The organism is Thioclava arctica (genome assembly GCF_040892615.1).
Taxonomy (GTDB): domain Bacteria; phylum Pseudomonadota; class Alphaproteobacteria; order Rhodobacterales; family Rhodobacteraceae; genus Thioclava; species Thioclava arctica.
The window spans coordinates 164825-184504 of record NZ_JBFRYC010000002.1; the positions used below are offsets into that span (position 1 = coordinate 164825).

General features: G+C 60.8%; 18 protein-coding genes. 5 read left to right on the forward strand and 13 right to left on the reverse strand.

Annotated elements, in window-relative coordinates:
• Positions 1-42: 42 nt before the first annotated feature.
• From AB4874_RS03725 to AB4874_RS03735, 3 genes are read right to left on the reverse strand one after another with little or no spacing between them, the layout of a single operon-like run.
• A complete protein-coding gene (locus AB4874_RS03725) occupies positions 43-789 on the reverse strand; it encodes an RNA-binding protein (protein WP_368390985.1) in 747 nt (248 codons plus the stop codon).
• Between the two features lie 12 nt (positions 790-801).
• On the reverse strand, positions 802-2943 hold the full coding sequence (locus tag AB4874_RS03730; RefSeq protein ID WP_368390986.1) for a sulfatase-like hydrolase/transferase: 2142 nt from the start codon (positions 2941-2943) through the stop codon (positions 802-804).
• Positions 2940-5228, reverse strand: a complete 2289-nt coding sequence (locus tag AB4874_RS03735) for a hypothetical protein (protein ID WP_368390987.1) — start codon at positions 5226-5228, stop codon at positions 2940-2942. The genes AB4874_RS03730 and AB4874_RS03735 overlap by 4 nt, the downstream gene beginning before the upstream one ends.
• A gap of 160 nt (positions 5229-5388) precedes the next feature.
• On the opposite strand from AB4874_RS03735, the gene AB4874_RS03740 reads away from it, so the two are divergent.
• Genes AB4874_RS03740 through AB4874_RS03750 form a run of 3 tightly spaced genes read left to right on the forward strand, consistent with a single transcriptional unit; the run spans position 5389 to position 8271 of the window.
• Positions 5389-6336, forward strand: a complete 948-nt coding sequence (locus AB4874_RS03740; protein WP_368390988.1) for an alpha/beta fold hydrolase — start codon at positions 5389-5391, stop codon at positions 6334-6336.
• On the forward strand, positions 6333-7334 hold the full coding sequence (locus AB4874_RS03745) for a formylglycine-generating enzyme family protein (RefSeq protein WP_368390989.1): 1002 nt from the start codon (positions 6333-6335) through the stop codon (positions 7332-7334). Before AB4874_RS03740 ends, AB4874_RS03745 begins: the two co-directional genes overlap by 4 nt.
• Entirely contained in the window at positions 7327-8271 is a 945-nt protein-coding gene (locus tag AB4874_RS03750; protein WP_368390990.1) for a phosphoadenosine phosphosulfate reductase, read from the forward strand. The genes AB4874_RS03745 and AB4874_RS03750 overlap by 8 nt, the downstream gene beginning before the upstream one ends.
• 43 nt (positions 8272-8314) lie before the next feature.
• On the opposite strand, the gene AB4874_RS03755 is transcribed toward AB4874_RS03750, so the two are convergent.
• The 3 genes from AB4874_RS03755 to AB4874_RS03765 form a co-directional block, all read right to left on the reverse strand.
• The gene (locus AB4874_RS03755; protein WP_295534573.1) at positions 8315-10249 is read right to left on the reverse strand and encodes a DEAD/DEAH box helicase; all 1935 of its coding nucleotides are present in this window, start codon (positions 10247-10249) and stop codon (positions 8315-8317) included.
• 148 nt (positions 10250-10397) lie between these two features.
• On the reverse strand, positions 10398-11324 hold the full coding sequence (locus AB4874_RS03760; RefSeq protein WP_438273434.1) for an MYG1 family protein: 927 nt from the start codon (positions 11322-11324) through the stop codon (positions 10398-10400).
• 85 nt (positions 11325-11409) lie between these two features.
• Positions 11410-11721, reverse strand: a complete 312-nt coding sequence (locus AB4874_RS03765; protein WP_295534577.1) for an ETC complex I subunit — start codon at positions 11719-11721, stop codon at positions 11410-11412.
• Positions 11722-12072: 351 nt separating this feature from the next.
• On the opposite strand from AB4874_RS03765, the gene uvrB reads away from it, so the two are divergent.
• Entirely contained in the window at positions 12073-14256 is a 2184-nt protein-coding gene (gene uvrB, locus AB4874_RS03770) for an excinuclease ABC subunit UvrB (protein ID WP_368390992.1), read from the forward strand.
• Here the strand turns inward: uvrB and AB4874_RS03775 are convergent.
• On the reverse strand, positions 14253-14699 hold the full coding sequence (locus AB4874_RS03775) for a hypothetical protein (protein WP_368390993.1): 447 nt from the start codon (positions 14697-14699) through the stop codon (positions 14253-14255). The genes uvrB and AB4874_RS03775 overlap by 4 nt on opposite strands.
• A gap of 58 nt (positions 14700-14757) precedes the next feature.
• Positions 14758-15339, reverse strand: a complete 582-nt coding sequence (locus tag AB4874_RS03780) for a rhodanese-like domain-containing protein (protein WP_368390994.1) — start codon at positions 15337-15339, stop codon at positions 14758-14760.
• 78 nt (positions 15340-15417) lie between these two features.
• Between AB4874_RS03780 and AB4874_RS03785 the strand changes: the two genes are divergently transcribed.
• Positions 15418-15876: a YdcF family protein gene (locus AB4874_RS03785; protein WP_368390995.1), complete on the forward strand. Its 459-nt coding sequence runs from the start codon at positions 15418-15420 to the stop codon at positions 15874-15876.
• Here the strand turns inward: AB4874_RS03785 and AB4874_RS03790 are convergent.
• The 5 genes from AB4874_RS03790 to AB4874_RS03810 all read right to left on the reverse strand — a co-directional run bounded on the left by AB4874_RS03790 (position 15873) and on the right by AB4874_RS03810 (position 19449).
• Positions 15873-16145, reverse strand: coding sequence for a GlsB/YeaQ/YmgE family stress response membrane protein (locus tag AB4874_RS03790; RefSeq protein WP_295534590.1), 273 nt, complete (start codon positions 16143-16145; stop codon positions 15873-15875). The genes AB4874_RS03785 and AB4874_RS03790 overlap by 4 nt on opposite strands.
• 72 nt (positions 16146-16217) lie before the next feature.
• Positions 16218-16535, reverse strand: coding sequence for an antibiotic biosynthesis monooxygenase family protein (locus AB4874_RS03795; RefSeq protein ID WP_295534592.1), 318 nt, complete (start codon positions 16533-16535; stop codon positions 16218-16220).
• A gap of 67 nt (positions 16536-16602) precedes the next feature.
• Complete coding sequence (locus tag AB4874_RS03800; protein ID WP_368390996.1) at positions 16603-17916, reverse strand: TRAP transporter large permease; 1314 nt, start codon at positions 17914-17916, stop codon at positions 16603-16605.
• Complete coding sequence (locus AB4874_RS03805) at positions 17913-18407, reverse strand: TRAP transporter small permease (protein WP_368390997.1); 495 nt, start codon at positions 18405-18407, stop codon at positions 17913-17915. The genes AB4874_RS03800 and AB4874_RS03805 overlap by 4 nt, the downstream gene beginning before the upstream one ends.
• 1 nt (position 18408) lies before the next feature.
• Positions 18409-19449 (reverse strand): TRAP transporter substrate-binding protein, encoded by a 1041-nt coding sequence (locus AB4874_RS03810; protein WP_368390998.1) that lies wholly within the window; start codon positions 19447-19449, stop codon positions 18409-18411.
• Positions 19450-19680: the final 231 nt, after the last annotated feature.

Sequence of the window (19680 nt, forward strand, 5' to 3'; positions counted from 1 at the left end):
CATCTTCGCAACCGCCCCCTAACGCGCGTCAGCCGCAAAGACTCAGGCCGCATCATCGAGCGCATAGCGATATCCAATCAGGCGCTCATTCTCCATATTGAGCCGATCCAGCACGAATTGGCGGTCCTCTGGCATAAGCTCGGCATAGCCGCGCAGCCGCCCCTTGCCCTCGACATCGCCGGGCAGTGAGAAATTCGACACATCTTTGTCGACGGGGCGGAACATACGCGCTTTTCTGCGCCGAAAATGCTTGGCGATCTGATCGACGATGGCCTCGGGATTGGCGCGCGCCTCCTCAAAGCGTACGAACATCCAGTTGCGATACAGGTTGCGCACCTTCAACTGGCTGGCCAGCTTCAGATTGCGCAGCTCGACCACATTCTCGATCGGGGCCCCGGTTACGGGATGACGCTCATACATCAGCTCTTGAAAGCGCACTGGCAGATTTTGCTGGTTGGGGAGCAATGCGCCATTGATAACGCCCGACCATTGATGGCGCAAAAAACCCGAGAAATCGACATCGCGATACCAATAGCCAACCTGGTGGGGGCTGCGATGCAGGCTTTTGAGCCAGTCAAACACATCGCGCACCACGACCACCGCCAAGGTGCCATCCAGCGCGTAGGGCGGGTTCACAAAGTTATGCTTTTCCCAATTATAGCGCCGCCCCCGCCTGAATTTCGGAAAATTCGAGGTGATCAGGGTCTCAACAAAATTAGTACCAGAACAGCGCTCACCATAAATCTTAAAGGTGGTCAGCGGTGCGTCTGGCGGATCCGAGAACAGCATCCTTTCCTCCTTTCACAGCGCTTGGCCAAGCGCGTGTCGCAACACAGCCTCATCCGTCTGAACAAAGCGCACGCGCTCGGTTCCACACATGATCAACGCGTCTTCGCCTTGCGTGATCAGGCGGGTTTCGCCCAAAACCAGCCAATCCGAAATATCGACCGCCCCGCCGGTGAAACCGATCACCTCTTGGGGCAAACCGGTGCGCAAAAGCCGCAGCGACACCGTGCCATCGGAGTCAATCTCGATGCGGTTGCAGCCGCCGTTGACGATGATCTCGGCTGTGCCTTTGCCGCCGAAAATCTGGTTGGTGCCATCGCCCGTGTGCACCGTGTCGCGCCCCGTGCCACAGCGGATCAGCGCATCGCCCGTGCCGCCATAAACGTCGTTTTCGGCGCGCTGACAGTCGATGATATCATAGCCCGAACCACCATAGATCGTGGTGTCGCTAAAGCCTGCATCAATGACGTTATCGCCCGCCTGAAGAAAGACCGTCATGGTTTCCTGCGCGGTCTCGATACGGTCATCGCCGCGCCCGCCATAAACGGTCAGGTGGAACCGCTTATGCCCGCCCATAAAGTCCAGATGCGTGCCCAGATCGTTGCAATGCACGTGCAGGCTGTCGGCCCCGTCACCGATATCGCCTGCATAAAACAGCTCACGATAGGCATTGGGCATCTTGACCGTCATGTTCTGACGCGGCCGCAGGAAATAGCGCCGATAGCCGGGAAAATCGGGCATGTCGGGATCGGGCGGCTCAAAGGCGATCTGACCCAAAGTCGGCGGCGAGGCAGGCTGCGCGCCCCCTTCGGTGATCGACACATACAGCGAGGGGCCGGGGCGGCAGTTCTCACCGTCACACAGGCTCATGCCATATTCCGCCGCACTCGCGGCAAGGGCGCGGCGCAGATTGGCGCGCTCGGGGTGATTGGGCGCGACATCGCGCAACTGCCACGGGTCGGATTTCAAATCGAAAAGCTGCTCGCTGCCATCTTGATAGGCGATGTAGCGATAATCGCCCTGTCGGATCGCAGCCGACCCGAACCAGAAGGTGGGAATGGCTCGCTCGGGCGCGGATACCCCCTCAACCTGCGCCCGCAGAGAGCGCCCCGGACTGCACTGCATCGCCTCCAGCCCGACATAATCCAGCACCGTCTGACCGACATCCAGCAGCGCCACCGGATCCTCAACGACACGACCCTCATCTTGGGAAGGATCATAAATGATCAGCGGCACGCCAGCCGCTTCTTCCCACAGGGTATATTTGCGAAATCGCCCCTTATCGCCCATGTGATAGCCATGATCGGCAGTAATGATGACGATCGTGTTCTTGGCATGCTTTGAGGCCTGCAACGCGTCCCAGACCCGCCCGACATGCCAATCGGCATGGCTATAGCCCGAGAAGTAATTGCGCACCGTCTTGCGCCAAAACTTGTCGTTGGACAGATCCAGATTGGCCGGAAACGCCTGATCGGCAAAAGCATCAGGGTCTTTGCCATCACGCCATTCGGGCGGCATGACAAAGTCTTCCTCGGCATACATTTCCTTGAAACGCGCGGGTGTCTTGAAGGGCGGATGGGGGTTGTGAAACCCGACCTCGCGATAAAAGGGCGCCTCCCCGTCATAGCTGGACAAGAATCTCAGCGCATCTTCGGACGAGAAGTGATCGTAATATTTGCGGTCATCCTTGGGGTCGGTGGTGCCCAGCCCAACCAGCGCGCCACCAAAATTCTGCGCAGGCGCCCCTGATTTCGGGCCGAAATAGCATTTGCGGCTTTCATGGGAATACAGCGCGTCGTGAATCTCGGGCGGGCGCGGACGATAGCCGTGATGCACCTTGCCCGCCGTCGAGCAGTAATACCCCGCCTCTTTCAGCCGGTAAGACCACATCTGATCGGGGCGCAGCATCTCGAAAATTTCGCTGTAATTGTCAAAGATGCCGGTCTGATGCGGAGCCAGCCCCGACAGAAAGCTGGATCGTGACGGGCCACAGACCGGCACCTGACAATAGGCGGCGTGAAAGGCAGTTGCGCGGGCGCAGATCCGGTCAAGATTGGGGGTTTGCAACTGCACCCCAAAGGCGCTGCGAAAGCGCCAGAACGCGAAAGCATCATCCATGCTGATCAGCAAGATATTGGGGCGCTCGAGTTGAGTCACGCGGCGGCCTCCGACAGATCGCTGGGCATGATCGGCAGCCGTCCAGACAGCGCATAGCGATGCAGGCTGCGCCCGGGCTGCAACAAGCTGTCGCGGTGCCAGCGCTCGCGCAGTGCACCGTGATTTGCTGGCGCTTCGTCTTGCGCGTTGCGGCGCGTGGCCCCCCAAGCATAGCTCAGCGTCGGCGCGCCCCCTTCGGGCAGGCCGTCAAGCGTCAAGATCACCCGCTGGCTTCCGGGACGTGGCACGTCCAGACGCAGCCCGGTGATCTGCACCGCATTTTCACAGCCGTGCAAAGTAAAACCGTGACGCCCCGCAGGCATGCTTGAGTCAAATTCCAGCGGCCCCATCGTTGCAAACTCCGCAACCAGTTCAGAGCCTTGCATAAAGACCTGCCGCAGCGACGGGCAGAACCACGCCTGCCCGTTCAGCGCCGCATCCACCGCCAGCGCCTCCATTTCATCGACCCAAAGGCGGTCTTGCGGGGCCAGCGTCGCGGCGGTCTCGGGCATGAAACGCAGCATGTAGGTCGGCGTGGCGACCCGCAGGCCCAGAGCGGGCTCGTGAATATCCAGCCGCCCCTCGGCCAAGATCACCTCTGAGCGCCCATCCCAGCGCCCGCCCGGCTTTTGCGAGATCACCGCGATGGGCAGGCTGTCTTGACCCGCCGCCAGCGCAACTTCGCGTTTGAGCGCGGTAATCGCCGCAAGATAGTGGCGCGCGGCCTCCAGTTCCGACAGATCGGGACTGCCCGTCAGCAGATCAAGCGAGATGCGATCGACAAACAGGATCTTGCCCCAATCCAACAGCGTATCGCGCGCGGTCGTGATGCGATCCATCAGCCCATGGATCAAATCTGACCCCGGCGCGGATTCCGCAGCCACGATGCCCGGTTGGCCATGCGAAAACGCAATCACGCTGCGCAAGGCATGGCGCATATTGCGCGCCATGCTCAGCGTACAAACGCCCTGTGCCTCGGCCCCGAACGGCGCGATATCCTGACCCAGCAACTCATCACGCAGGTGATAGTCAAAGCGTTCGGGCAAGGGGCGCGGGATCGCGGTTGCGCCCCCGAACGACACCATGCCCAGCGCCACTTGCGGGGTTTGCGCCAGCGTGACGCCCGCGCGTTCCTCAAACCCCATGACCCGATCGCCATATTGATCTGATAGGTAGCGCAGGCTCTCGCCATACTGTTCCAACTGCCAGACATTGCCCAGCGTGCACGGCTTGCGCCCCGACCCGAGGGAGGCCGACGCGATGGGCGCTGCGCGTCGTTGCGCGTCACTCAGGCGCAAGGGGGTGCTCTCTCGGGGGCGGTCAGGTTCGGGCGGCGGGGGTTCGGTGGCGGGCTGGGGCGATTGCGCCGCTTGGCTTTGGCGGCGGGCGCGAAACGCCTGCACCATCCGCTCGACACGATGGGCTTTGCCGCGTGCGACCAGATGCTCTTCCATCACCTTGCGATAGAGATAAATGTCCTTGCGCGCCCGCGTGGCTTTGTAAAACCACTGCGGGGTCAGACGCCCCTCGACCGCCTCAAGCATCACCGATTTCAGCAGATCCATCCGGCGCAACACCAGCGCGGTTTTATGACCCTGCCCAAAGGCCTTGAGATGCACGGTCTTATCTTGAGGAAGTCGTGCGATCTGGTCCAGATCGGGTTTCAAGAACGGATCATAGACCACCCAGACACGCCCCGCCTGCCCCACGGTTAGCGCACTATCCGAGCGCGGCAAGCTCCAGTCCTGCGCGCGCCCCTTATCAAAACGGCGCTCCCACGGGACAAGATCAGCGTTGAGCGTCGATTGCGGGCTGAAGGCGATCACATCACAGCCCGGCGCCAGATCGGCAAAGGCCAGCGCGCCAAAGCCCCCCATCGACGCCCCGGCCATGACAACGCGGGAATAGCGCGCGAAAAATCCCGCATCGCGCAACGCTTCCATCCGCGCAATCAACTGCGCATCGCGATACCACGTCGGACCCTGAGCGACGATGCCCAGATGGCTCCAGCCCTGCTCGCGGATGAATTTTTCGGCCCAGGGGCGGATATCATAGCCCGGATAGCCCGCATCCGAGAGATTATCAAAGGTGACAACCAGACAATCAGGCGCGCGCGCGATATGAATAAGCGCATGAGCGCCAAGCTTTTCGTAAAATCCGTCGCGCGGTCCGGCAGGAAAAATTTCGCGATACCATTCCGGTAGAAGATCCCGCTCGGCGTCGGGGGCACCATCCTGCGAGGGGGTCGCATCGGGGACGCCGTCTTCCTCGAAATCGTCGGCCATTCACTGAGCCTCTTGTTTTTCTGCTGCCGATTGAGGTCTGGCATTTTTTGCGACTCTAGGCAATTATTTTGCCTCGATTTCGGAATTACATAACCGACTTATAGTGTTAGTTTGACCGCTGTATGAGGTTCAAAACAAACGCTTAGCCTTAAGGCCCAGAATGACCGCAGCAGAGACCGAAAAACAAAACCGGGCAGAGGCTTGGCGCGAGACACTTTTGGCAGCTGCCCGCGAAAAGGGCTTTTTCGAAGACGTCGGGGACATGCACAAGGCGATCTTCATCCCGGCAGAGGGCGCGGCAGCCAAAACGCTTGTGGTGGTGTTTGATAACCTTGATGACGTGCGCCAAAAGACAGATCGCTTGCCTTGGGCAGTGGATTTCATCTCCTCGCAGGGCTGGTCATCGCTGGGCTTCATGGCGCATGGCCCAACCTGGTATCGCGACGATGCGGTGCTGGATTACTTCGACCGATTGCAGGCGCAAGGCTTCTTCAAGAAATTCAAACGCGTAGTGTTTTATGGCACCTCGATGGGGGGCTATGCGGCCTGCGCCTTCTCAGCCGCCGTGCCCGGTGCGACCGTGGTGGCGATCAACCCGCAATCCACATTGGCGCGTGAAGATGCCGCTTGGGAGCATCGCTTTCGCCCGGTCTGGCATCGCAATTTCTCGGGGCGCTATGGCTTTGCGCCCGACATGGTCGCCAATGCCAAGAAGGTCTGGCTGTTTTATGACAGCCGCATCGCCGGGGACGCCGCCCATGTCGCCCTGTTCAGCGGCGCGCAAATCGAAAAGATCAAATGCCCGTTCATGGGGCATGGGATGCTGTCGGTCTGGCGCGATATGGGCATTTTGAAACCCATCGTTTCCTCCTGTATCGAGGGGCGTGCGACGCGCGAAAGCATTGCGCAACTGATGCGCAACCGACACAGCTCGCTGGCCTATAAACGCGCGGTTCTCAGCTATCTGCAAAAGAAAGGCCGCCATGTTTGGGTGGTGCGCTGGGCGGATGCGGTGATGCGTGAACGCCGGGGCCCGGTCTTTGTGAAGGCGCGCAGCGAGGCGCTAGCCGCCCTTGGGCCGCGCGCAATACGGCTGATCAAATCATGAGCGAGACGCAGCAACACTCGGGCTGCTGCGGTGGCACCGCGCGTACGCAGTCCAACGCCCGGTCGCAGCCCAAAAGCGTTGCGCCTCAAACCCTCGCCCCACAGGCTGCCTCTGCTGATTTGCGCGCCCAAATCACCCAAGGCATGCGCGCGATCCCCGGCGGGCTGTTTGAAATGGGCACCGATCACGGGCGCTACCCGGCGGATCTGGATGGCCCGGCGCGTCAGGTCCGGGTTTCGCCCTTCGTGATCGGCGCGCAAGCGGTCACCAATGATCTGTTCGCCCAGTTCGTGGCCGAGACCGGCTATGTCACCGTGGCCGAGCGCGAGGGGTGGTCTTTCGTGTTTCACACTTTCGCACCGGGTCAGGGCAAAGGCTTGCGCGGCCCGCTTGAAGCGCCTTGGTGGCGCGCCGTGCCCGGGGCCGACTGGCGCCACCCTGACGGGCCAAAGTCCGATATCGCGGCGCGCGGGGATCATCCCGTAACCCATGTCAGCTGGGACGATGCCGTTGCCTTTTGCACCCATACCGCCACTCGCCTGCCCAGCGAGGCAGAATGGGAATGTGCCGCGCGCGGCGGGCTGGATCGCGCGCGCTTTCCTTGGGGCGATGAGATGCTGCCCGAGGGCGCGCATCGTCACAATGTCTGGCAGGGGCATTTCCCCGGCGAGAACACCGCGCTTGACGGCTATATCGGCACTGCTCCCGCCAACGCCTTCGCGCCAAATGGCTATGGGTTATTCAACATGACGGGCAATACTTGGGAGTGGTGCGCGGACTGGTTTGGCCCGCTGCCCCATGCCCAGATGCCGCCCTTGCGCGACCCCAAAGGCGCCGCCTCTGGCCCCGGCCGGGTGATGCGCGGCGGCTCTCATCTGTGCCACGCTTCCTATTGCGAGCGCTATTTCGTACATTCGCGCACCCATAACACCCCCGACAGCTCTTCCGGCCATATCGGCTTTCGCGTTGCCGCCAACGAAGGTTTTTTGCATGACTGAATCCACTCTCAACGCCCATCAGATTGCCTGGGCCAGCCAGCTCGAACAGATCGGTGACGAGCATGGGTTTTATCGCGCCCTCGACCCCGAGCACAAAGCGCTGTTCGTCAAAGGCGATGACACGCTTGTGGTCACCTTCGACAATCTCGACGATGCCCGCCAGAAGGTCGAGGATCGCCTGCCTTGGGGGGTGAAATTCATCAATTCGCAGGGCTGGTCGGCGCTTGGCGTGGCCGCGCATGGCTGGACTTGGTATCGCGCCGAGGCGGTGCATGACTTCTTTGACCAGCTCAAGGCCGAGCGGTTTTTCGACCGCTTCAAACAGGTGGTTTTCTACGGCGCATCAATGGCAGGCTATGCGGCGGCGGCGTTTTCATCCGCCGCACCCGGTGCCAAAGTGATCGCGCTCTCTCCACAAGCGACGCTAGATCGCGATCTCACGGGGGGCTGGGAAAATCGCTTTCGGCTGGCATGGCGGCGCGATTTCAACAGCCGCTATGGCTATGCCCCCAATGAGGTGCGTACGGCCCAGAAAATGTGGTTATTCTACGACCCGCTCAGCCGCGAAGATGCGGTGCATGCCGCGCTGTTTCGCAGCCCCAACGTGACCCGCATTCGCTGCCGTCATTTCGGCCATAATATGGGGTCGGTGATGAATTTGATGGGCGCGCTCAAGCCGATCACCCAAGGCTGTGTGACGGACGATCTGGATGAGGCCGGTATCTACAAGTTATTGCGCGCGCGCCGCCACCTGCCGCTTTTCCAAAAACAGATCTTGCAGCAGATCACCGCGAAAAAGCGCCCCTTGCTGACTTATCACTATGCGCGTGCGGTGCTGGACGATTCATATCCCAAGGCACGCCCGCATTTCCTGCGTCAGGTCAACACCATCGCCAAGCAGCATAATCTGGCGCCCTACGCCCCACCCGAAAACTGAACGACCCGCTAGGATCGTTCAGTTTTAACGGTTGAGAACCCGCTTATTTCGCGGCCCCACGATGAGGCTTGCGCGGGCCTGACGGCTTACCCTTAGGCTTGGCGCTATATTTCGCCTTGGGTTTACCCGCTGGTTTCCCATCGGGTTTGCCCTTGGCCGCTTTCGGCTTGCCGAATTTGCCTTTGCCCGCCGGATCGCCGCCAGCAGCTTTGTCGAACTTCGGCTCAGGCGCAGTTTCGGGCTGCCAAGGCGCGCGTTTTTCACGCGCGGGCTTGCCCGCGGCGTCCCCATCGCGGGGCGCGTTGAATTTTGGCTTCGGGCCGGTGCGCGGTTTGCGCGGCGCATTAGAGTCATCAAAACTGCGTCCGCCCTGCGGCGGGCCACCCCGGCCTGCTGGGGCCAGTTGCGGCGGCGCATCCAACTGGCGCGCCTTCACGCCCTCTTCCAGTTCACCATTCGACCCAAGGGCCGCATTGAAACCCGCCACATAGGCTTGCGACAGCTCGACAAAGGTCTCGGTTTTCTGCACGCGGATCGCGCCGATGCCGTCCTTTTCGATATTGCCCGCGCGGCACAAAAGCGGCAGCAGCCAGCGCGCCTCGGCACGGTCATCATGACCGACCGACAGAGCAAACCATGTGCTCGGGCCAAAGGGCTTGCGATCACGTGCCGGGGCCTTGGCATCGGGCGCCATCAGCTCTTCGGGGGCGCATTTCTGCGCGCGATACAGGCGCAGACAGGCGGCGGCGATCTCGATGGGCGAATGCTGAGCCAGCAAACGCTCGGCGAAATCGGCCTGATCGGCAGAAGGCACCGCATCCCAAGCCGGATCGGCCAGCAGATTATCCTCATCGCGGCGCAAAATATCTTCGGCGCGCGGCGCGGTGGTCCATTCGGCCTTGATCTTGGCAAATTGCAACAGGCGCTCGGCCTTTTTGGTCGCGCGCGGCGGCACGATCAGCGCCGAAATCCCCTTGCGCCCAGCGCGGCCCGTGCGGCCCGAACGGTGCAGCAAGCCTTCGGTGTTGACCGGCAGATCGGCATGGATCACGAGGTTCAAATTCGGCAGATCGATCCCGCGTGCAGCCACATCGGTGGCCACACAAACACGCGCACGCCCGTCGCGCATCGCCTGCAAAGCATGGGTGCGCTCGGTCTGGCTCAGTTCACCCGACAGGGTCACCACGGCCAAGCCCCGGTTGCCCAAACGCGCCGTCAAATGGTTCACCGCCGCACGGGTATTGGCGAAAACAATCGCGCTTTCTCCGTCGTGATAGCGCAGCAGATTGATGATCGCATGTTCGCTATCGGTCGGGCCGACGCGGATCGCCTGATAGGCAATATCGGCGTGCTGACTTGCGCCGCCCAGCGTATTGATGCGCTTGGCGTTGCGCTGGAATTTTTCGGCCAGCTTGGCAATCGGCGGCGAGACGGTCGCGGAAAACAGCAGCGTGCGACGTTCTTCCGGGGCATCGGCAAGGATGAATTCCAGATCCTCGCGAAAGCCCAGATCCAGCATCTCGTCGGCCTCATCCAGCACCACAGCCCGCGCATCGCTCAGATCAAGCGAGCCGCGACGGATGTGATCGCTCAGACGGCCCGGCGTGCCCACGACGATATGCGCGCCACGCTCCAGCGCACGACGTTCGTCGCGCATATCCATGCCGCCAACGCAAGAGGTCACCCGCGCACCGGTCTTGGCGTAAAGCCAGCTCAGCTCGCGCATGACCTGAAAGGCCAGCTCGCGCGTCGGAGCGACGACCAGCGCCAACGGCAACGCCGCCGGCCCCATCCGCATCTCATCGCCCATCAAGGTGGGCGCAATCGCAAGGCCAAAGCCCACGGTTTTCCCCGATCCGGTCTGCGCCGAAACCAGCAGGTCAGACTGCGTCAGAGCGGGGTCAGTCACCGCTTCCTGCACAGGGGTCAATTTGTCATAGCCACGCTCGGCGAGCGCTTCGGTAAGGGGAGAGATCATGATAGGTGGGGTCCGTGGAATTGCGGCAAGGGCGCGTCAGATGCACCGCCGAAGCCGCGCAAGATCAGGTCCAATATAGGCTGCAGGCGCAAATGTATACAGCCAATTCGCCGCACAATAGCAAACTAGGCGGTTTTTTACGCCAATTTTACTGCGCCAAGGCCTCTTGAACCGCCAGTTCCGCCATTTGCACAATCGCGTCACGGCTGTTTGCAACCGCGATGAAACGGCCATTATGGCAAAACTTCGCACCGCTTACGCCACTGGCAGCCTCAAGCGCTGCGTCCGTCAGTCCCGCCCATGCGGCGGGCAGGTCGGCGCGGGTGGCAAACGTGTCTTCGCCCGTGCGGATCGTGCCCAGCGCCCAATCGGTGCCGCGCGGATGGATCACGAACAGCAGATGATCGGCCCCCGCCTGCTCCACGCCAGAGCGAAACGGCATGCCCATCGGCAATTCCAGAATGCGCCCTGCCCCGGCGGCATCGATTGCCGCCATGACCATCGACTCAGCGCGGAATTTAGCGGCTTTGCGCTTGATCTGGGCCTCGACGAAGGCACGCGCCACCGACAGCGCAGCGCTAAAGGCGCGATCATCCGCACCCTCTTCACGATCATCAAACACCGGTTTAAGGCTTTCCAGCAGCACCGGCAGCGTCAGTCCAGCAAAGAGTGGCCCCGCCTCAGACGCATTCACCGCACCATTATCAAGCAGATCGACCGGCAGTACGAAGCCGCGATCAAACGAGGCGTGGGTCGCCTCAATATCGCGCTCGGGCACATCCATCGCGCGCAAATAGTCCTGACCATATTGCGCCCAGATCAGGCCGAACGAGCTATAGGGCTGGCCGTCTTCGCGCAGCGGATTGGGGCGCTGATGATGGTCGAAAATCTGCAATGCGGCATCAAACTGACCGCCCACATCATAGATAATGCGATCTTTCGCAGGTGTGATCCACGCCACGTCGCGACTGCGCACGATCTCAGCCTTCGGGAAAATTCGCGTCAGAACGACCGAGGACAAAAGTTCATCCGCATGAAAGCCGCCGGAATGGGTCACAAGATGGGAGATGGTCATAGGCGGCCTCAAAGGAAAGGGGCGACCGCTGGGCCGCCCTTGAAAGCGTTGAAAGATTGGCGATATCGCACGAAGCGTGGTGCGTTCAATGCGTCCAGTTCGCGCGGCGATCCGAGGCGAAATTCTCGCCATAGCCACGCGGGCGGATATTGGCAGCGCGTCCATGGGGTTCGGTGACGACATAGTCGAGACCGTTCTCCTTGGCGTAATCTTCCGCCGCCTCACGGGTCTCAAAGCGCAAGCGCACCTGTGATTGCGTGTCATCCGACGAGGTCCAGCCCATCAGAGGGTCAATCTCACGCGAGTCAACGGGCACATAATCGAGAACCCATTTTTTGGTCTTGCCAATGCCCGATTGCATGGCGTTGCGGGCGGGCTGATAAATGCGTGCGCGCATGGGCAAACTCCTGTGCGATGCTTTCCCACCGTCTTAGTGCATCCAAGCGAAATCGCAAGCCCCGGATCGCAGGCCAACCCCGGATCGGAACCGGGTATTTCAAAGCAGAAGGGTGTCTGTCGGCCGACTTGGGGAGCGAGGGGTGGGGTGATGCGTCGGCCGACAGATCTATGCTGCTTGCCTGAACATAATGCGAACACCCCATCGATTCAGCAAGGAAAATATTCACCTAAGGCATTGGTTTAATGATACAATTATATCAAAACTCTTAACCTTGTGTTTACACATTCCACAACCCCTTGAATGCGAACGAAAAGAGGACAACTTTAGGGACAGCCAAAGGATGCCGCGATGCCCCACAATACCACCGATCAACCCAAGCCGCGCCCCGAGGTGCTGACTCGCCCCAAGCTTGAGGGCGGCAAGCGGTTCGTATTGCATACGGCATTTTCGGCCGCTGGCGACCAGCCCACCGCGATCGCGGAACTCGCAAAAGGCGTGCAAGAGGGCGAGCGTGATCAGGTGTTGCTGGGCGCAACGGGCACGGGCAAGACCTTTACCATGGCCAAGGTGATCGAACAGACCCAGCGCCCTGCCATCATTCTCGCCCCGAACAAGACCTTGGCGGCGCAATTATATGGCGAATTCAAAAGCTTCTTTCCCGAGAACTCGGTCGAGTACTTCGTGTCTTTCTATGACTATTACCAACCCGAAGCCTATGTCGCGCGCTCGGACACCTACATTGAAAAAGAAAGCCAGATCAACGAACAGATCGACCGGATGCGCCACTCGGCCACGCGGGCGCTGCTGGAACGCGACGATGTGATTATCGTGGCCTCGGTGAGTTGCATTTACGGGATCGGCTCGGTCGAGACCTATTCGGCAATGACCCAGGATATGAAGATCGGCGATCTGATCGAGCAGCGCCAATTCATCGGCGAATTGGTGACCCAGCAATATAAGCGTCTTGATGCCGCGTTTCAGCGCGGCGCGTTTCGCGTCAAGGGCGACACGGTCGATCTGTGGCCCGCCCACCTCGAAGATCGCGCATGGCGCTTTAGCTTTTTCGGTGAAGAACTTGAATCGATTACCGAATTCGACCCGCTTACGGGTCAGAAAACCAACAGCTTTGAGCAGATACGGATCTATGCCAACAGCCACTATGTGACGCCTCGCCCGACCCTGCAGCAAGCCACCAAAAGCATCCGCGTGGAGCTGACGCAACGCCTCAAACAGCTCAATGACGAGGGCAAATTGCTGGAAGCGCAGCGGCTGGAGCAGCGCACGAATTTCGACATCGAAATGCTGGAAGCGACCGGCGTGTGCAACGGGATTGAGAACTATTCGCGCTATCTCACAGGGCGCGCCCCCGGCGAGCCGCCGCCGACCCTGTTTGAGTTCATCCCCGACAATGCTATTGTTTTTGCGGATGAATCTCATGTCACCGTGCCCCAGATCGGGGGCATGTATCGCGGCGACTATCGGCGCAAATTCACGCTGGCCGAACATGGGTTCCGCCTGCCGTCCTGCATGGATAACCGCCCGCTGAAGTTCGAGGAATGGGATGCGATGCGCTCGCAATCGGTCTTTGTTTCAGCCACCCCGTCGAAATGGGAACTGGAGCAAACGGGTGGCGTCTTTACCGAGCAGGTGATCCGCCCGACCGGCCTGATTGACCCGATGATCGAGATCCGTCCCGTCGAGACACAGGTCGATGATGTGCTCGACGAAATCCGCAAGGTTTCAGCCAAGGGGTTCCGGACTTTGGTCACCACATTGACCAAACGCATGGCCGAGGATCTTACAGAATATCTACATGAACAGGGGGTGCGGGTGCGCTATATGCACTCCGATATTGACACCATCGAACGTATCGAGATTTTGCGCGATCTGCGACTCGGGGCGTTTGATGTGCTGATCGGGATCAACCTGCTGCGCGAGGGTTTGGACATTCCCGAATGCGGATTGGTCGCGATCTTGGATGCCGACAAAGAGGGGTTCCTGCGCTCGGAAACGTCGCTCATTCAGACGATCGGTCGGGCGGCGCGCAACTCGGAGGGCCGGGTGATCATGTATGCCGACCGGATCACCGGCAGCATGCAGCGCGCAATGGATGAAACTGATCGCCGCCGCGCCAAACAGGTCGCGTATAACATCGAACACGGCATCACGCCCGAGACCATCAAGAAGAATGTCGAAGATGTTCTGGCGGGCCTCTATCAGGGCGACACAGATATGTCGCGCGTCACCGCAAAAGTTGAAAATGTGAAAATTGGGGCCAATCTTGACGCCCATTTGCACGATCTCAGGTTGAAAATGCGCAAGGCCGCCGAGAACCTAGAATTCGAGGAAGCAGCCCGTTTGCGTGACGAGGTCAAGCGTCTGGAGGCGGTGGACCTTGCGATTCACGACGACCCGCTGGCGCGCCAATCCGCCGTCGAAGCCGCGAGCGAAGCGGCGGTGAAGGCCAGCGGTCGGTCCACGGCCGGGCGACCGGGGCAGCGTGGAGGAGTGAAGCGGCGGAAGGGGCGTTAAGCCGCTTCTTTGAGCGGCTCCTGAAGCGAGGCGGAAAGAATGACATCGCCATCGCGCCAGCGCCCCTTGATCAGCAGATCGCGTGTCTTGAGGATGGGATAGATCTCGACCCAGTCCCGGTAGCGGTCATTGATGACAATGCGCGCGGGAAGGCCAAGCGCCTTTGAAAAACTCTGCTCTCTGCGATATTTTTGCGAAATCAGATAGCCTGCATTTGCATCAAACCAGACCAGAGGCGTCGCCCCTGCACCACCAGCGCCCTGAGCAGAGACAGGTCGGGCGTCTCGGTGCGCTAATACAGCACGTTTGAGCCATCTATCAAAACGTATCGCTGCGCCCCACCCCTGCCCGTGGCAATTCACAGAACGACGACAAGAGCGATCAGCGCCACACCCATTGCGGCCGACGTAATTGGACTGGAAAAAAGCGCAGACAAAATTCACCTCATCAAAAATTCCGTCCAGACTGGCTAGACGGAAAATCTGGCAAAATTTTGATGCTTCACTCCGTCACAGTCAGCCCCAACATCCGCCAGGCCTGCATTCCGCCACGATAATAGTAGATTTTCTCCGCCGGATAACCAGCCTCGATCATGCGGCGCGCGGCGGTGGGGGATTGGCCGCACCACGCGCCATTACAATAAAGCGCGACTGATTTAACCGCCTCGCCCGAACAGTCGAAACCGTCGAAATCGGGCTCGCATCCCAGCTCTCCCAAACGATCCGCGGCCTCGGTATAGGGGATGTTGATCGCACCGGGAATCGCGCCGCCTTCAAAGTCACGACGCACCCGACCGTCGACCACCACCACATTGGGATCATTGAGAAATTGCATGATTTCCAACTCGCCAATCGGTGTCACACCGGGCGCGGGCACCATCGGTTGAATACAGAAACTCGGGCAAGGACGTGAGGTGCGCGCCCATTCACCCGACAGCATATTGGCATTGTCCTGATTGCGCGAAATCTCGACCGGGCCAGACGCCGTCTGCACCGTGACAGACATCACGTCGGGGCGAATATTGACCGGATCGGCAAACGCAGGTGTGGCGCAGACCAACGCCGCAAACAAAATGGCACGCATTGTTTTCTCCCTTTTCTACATCATAGCATAGATTTGCACCTCTTGTCGCGCGATGCGCGGGCGGCTAGCCATAGCAGTATGACCGACGCTTTCATCCTTGGGGCCGCCGTTTGGCCCGGCGGGCAGCCCTCGCCCACGCTGAAACGGCGGGTGCGCCACGGAGCTAAGCTGTATCACGCAGGCACGGTCCAGCGGCTTATCTGCTGTGGCGGACTTGGAAAACACCCGCCCAGCGAGGCCGAGGCGATGGTGCAGCTCTTGCGCGCGCAGGGCGTGCCTGAGACCGCGCTTTTGCGCGAGGATCGCTCGACCTCGACACGCGAGAATATCGCCTTTGGCTTGGAGATAAGCGGCGCGCAGGGCGCGATTGTGCTGGTCACCGATTGCTATCACGCCCCGCGCGCCCGCGCGGTGGCGCGCGCCCTTGGGGTCAACGCGCGCTCATCCTGCCCGGCGCATAAAACAAGCCCCCGCACATGGTTGCGCGAGGGCGGAGCTTGGCTGAAATTTCTTTGGTGGCGGGGGTTTAGACGTTAATCAAGGATCAGCTTGCCGATCACCAAAACGACGGCAGCCCCAACCAAAGCCATCGCGATAATTGCCAGCAAGCCACCTGCTGCAAGCACCGCACCGCCCAAAATCGCAACGATGAACGGCGTAACAAGCGCGCCCAGCACGCCAATCGCCAGATAGGCGCCGCGATGACGCCCGCCCGCAACAAGGCTGGCCAGCCAGCCCGCCAAAAGCCCTGCGAGCACCAAAAGGATAAAGCCGATCACGCCGATGGTTTGAAGAACGTCTTCCATGTCTCTCTCCGGGTTGTCTTTTGACATATTAACGCTGAGCGTGCGGCGTAGGTTCCGTCGGCTCAAGCGCGATCAGTAATTGGCGGCCACCTCATACATCACTGGCTCAAAGCTGCGGCACAGCGTATTGATGTAGCGGTTGCGCGCAATCATTTCCGGGCTGCGCAGCATCGCCTGATAATCGCCCCGCTCGCGCCATTTCGAATAGGTCGCAATCCGGGTCTGAGCGTCATTCATATGCAGCCCCGCACCGATGAAACCGGGCGCTTTCGAGATCACCTCGCTATAGGCCGATTGCAGTTTTTCCATCAATTCCGAGGCCGTCGCCGGCGTCATCTCGAAGGTGCAAATCACAGTTTGGCCGCTGAAATCACTGGTAATTTCTGTCATGAACGATCCTCCTTGGGGTAGAATTGCACAGATCGGCGCAAAAATCATCGCCCTATTTCATCGCCATCTACAGTGGCAGCAAGGCAATCGCAGGAATGGTCAAAATCAACGCGATCCGGGTCAGATCGGCCCCCACGAACCAGATCACCGCGCGCCAAGTCTGCGGCGCGGGCGTGCGCCCCTCAATCGCGCCGATGACGAACAGATTGAGCCCAACCGGCGGCGTAATCAGCCCGACCTCGACGGTGATCAACACCAAAACGCCAAACCAAAGCGCCAGAGCCTGCGCGTCCATCCCGAAATCGAGCCCAGAGATGATTGGCCAGAATGTCGGCAGTGTTAGCAAAATCATCGACAGGCTGTCCATGAAACAGCCCAAAATCAGAAAAAGTAGCAGCATCGCGATCAGCACCAGCCACGGGCTAAGCCCCTGCCCCGCCACCATTTGCGCCAGCTCCTGCGGCATCCGCGCAAAGCCCAGAAACCCGTTATAAACGGCCGCGCCGAGGATGATGAAAAATACCATGCCTGTGGTTTCGGCGGTCGCCAGCAGCGCGCGGATAAAGCCGCCCGCGCGCAATCCTCCCCCGGCCCAAGCCGCAATCCCCGTCAGCGCCGCACCAATCGCCGCGCCCTCGGTGGGCGAGAAAACGCCGCCATAGATGCCCCCCACCACGAGTGCAAAAATCCCGATTACCGGCCAGATCGCCAGCAGCGCAGCCCGGCGCTGCCCCCACGGCATCGGCGCGCGCCTCTCGCCCGCCGCTTGCGGGTGGCGCATCAGATAGGCCTGCACCGCAAGCCCGTAGCCCAGCACTGCCAGCAACCCCGGCAACACGGCAGCGGCAAACAGCGTGGCGATATTCTGCTCGGTCAGGATGGCGAAAATCACCAGCACGATAGAGGGCGGAATGAGGATACCCAAGGTGCCCCCCGCCGCCAGCGCCGCCGTGGAAAGCGCACCGGAATAGCCCGCCGCGCGCATCTCGGGGATCGCAACACGCCCCATCGTGGCCGCTGTCGCCAGCGAACTGCCACAGATCGCGCCAAACCCCGCGCAGGCCCCGATGGCCGCCATCGCCAGCCCGCCCCGGCGATGCCCGATCAGCGCATCGGCAGCGCGAAACAGCGCCCGACTCATGCCCCCTTGGGTCGCGAATTGGCCCATCAACAGGAACATCGGGATCACCGACAATTCGTAATGCGAGAAGGTCGAGACCCCCTCGTTTTTCATCTTGGCCAGCCAAAGCTGCGGGCTGCCTGATACCGCCCAAAGCCCGCCCGCGCCGATCACCAGCATCGCCAGACCGATTGGCGCGCGCAGAAAAATCAACAGCAACAGCAGCGGAAACGAACCCAGCGCGAGCGCAAAATCACTCATGCCCGCTCCTGCCGCACAGCGTTATACAGGGCCACGATCGCCGCCCCCCACGCGCCCGGAAGGCAAGCGGCATAGCCCCACCACACCGGCAGAGCCAGCAGAAATGTCTCGGTGCCAGAGCGCATCTTGCCCGCCATGCCAAGCCCGATCCGCCATGCGATCAGCGCAAACATAGCCGCCGCCACGACTTGCCAAAACACGTCGAACCCGTGCGCGCCTCGTCCGCGCAGCAACTCGACACGCGCATGGGCATGGCGCAGTTGCACCAGCGGGATCATTGCGAAAACGATACCGGGCAGCGCCAGTTCGACGATCTCATAGCCAGCCTTGTAAGGGCCAATCGCGAAGGGTTGCGGCAGCCACCCCCCCTGCGCGCCTTTCAAACCCAGCGCGCCAAGGCTCGACAGCACTGTCATCACGACCAGCGCCAGCAAAACCAAACCACCCGCCAGCGCCAGCGCCTGCACCGCGCGCTCAATCCCGACGCGCATACTAGCCCGAATGCGCTGTGATCAACGCGCGGGCCTTGTCCAGCAACGCCGCGCCATCAACGCCGCGCCCGTCCATCTCGGCGACCCAATCGTCAATCACGGGCTGCGAGGCGGCCACCCAAACGGGTGTCTCCTCGGCGGGAATGGTGATGATCTCATTGCCCAGATCGACCGCTTTTTGGCGCGAGGGGATATCCTCGGCCTGTTGCGCCGTGCCCGCCGCGCGCGAGAACGCAGCCCCCGACACAGACTCAATCACCTGACGCAGATCGGGCGGCAAGCTGGCGAAACGATCCTTGTTCATCGCAAGGATGAAACTGGCGGTGTAAATCGAGGGGCCGGCAAATTCGGTGTGATGATGCACCAATTCCCCGATCTTGAGCGAGGCCGACACTTCCCAAGGCAGCAGCGCCCCGTCAATCGTGCCCCGCGACAGCGCCTCGGGAACGGCTGGCACCGGCATGCCGACCGCCGTCGCGCCAAAATGTTCGAGCAACTTGGTCGTCACCCGCGAGGGTCCGCGCAATTTCAGCCCTTTGAAATCAGCGATCTCGCGCACCGCTTTGTTGGCGTGGATGACGCCCGGCCCATGCACCCAAATGCCCAGCAAATGCAGATCGGCAAAATCCGTGTCGATCATGTCCGATTGCGCCAGATCCCACAGCGCTGCCGAAGCCGGGCCTGCATCTGCCACCATGAACGGCAGCTCCATCACCTCGGTGCGCGGGAAGCGCCCCGGCGTGTAGCCCGGCAGCGTCCAAATGATATCAACCACGCCATCGGTCAATTGATCGACCAGATCAGTGGGTTTGCCACCCAGCTGCATCGAGGGGTAATGCTCAATCTTGATGCGCCCGTTCGAGGCGGCCTCGACCGCGGCAATCCACGGGTTCAGAATATGGGCGGGCACAAAGCTCGTCTCGGGAAGAAACTGATGCAGGCGCAGCGTGACCTCGGGCGCGGCCAGTGCGGGTGCTGCGGCCAATGCGGCAGCCCCGGCGGCTAAAACCAGACTCCCCCGGCGGGTGAAATTACGGCTCATGCGGGTCTCCCTCTCGCGTTGGTTCCCGATTTAGCCTGCGCGCGCTTATGCGTCCAGCAATTAGGAGCCTCGCTTGGGCACCCATTACGCCAAGCTGGGGCGCGGACTCACATCCGCGCCCCTGTTTTACTGGACAGACCGCCTTGCGACCTCTGAAAGGTGGCGACATCGATTGCCACGACAGGATTTGCAAATGCTGGGCACGATGGCGTTCAGCAAACTGCGATCAAG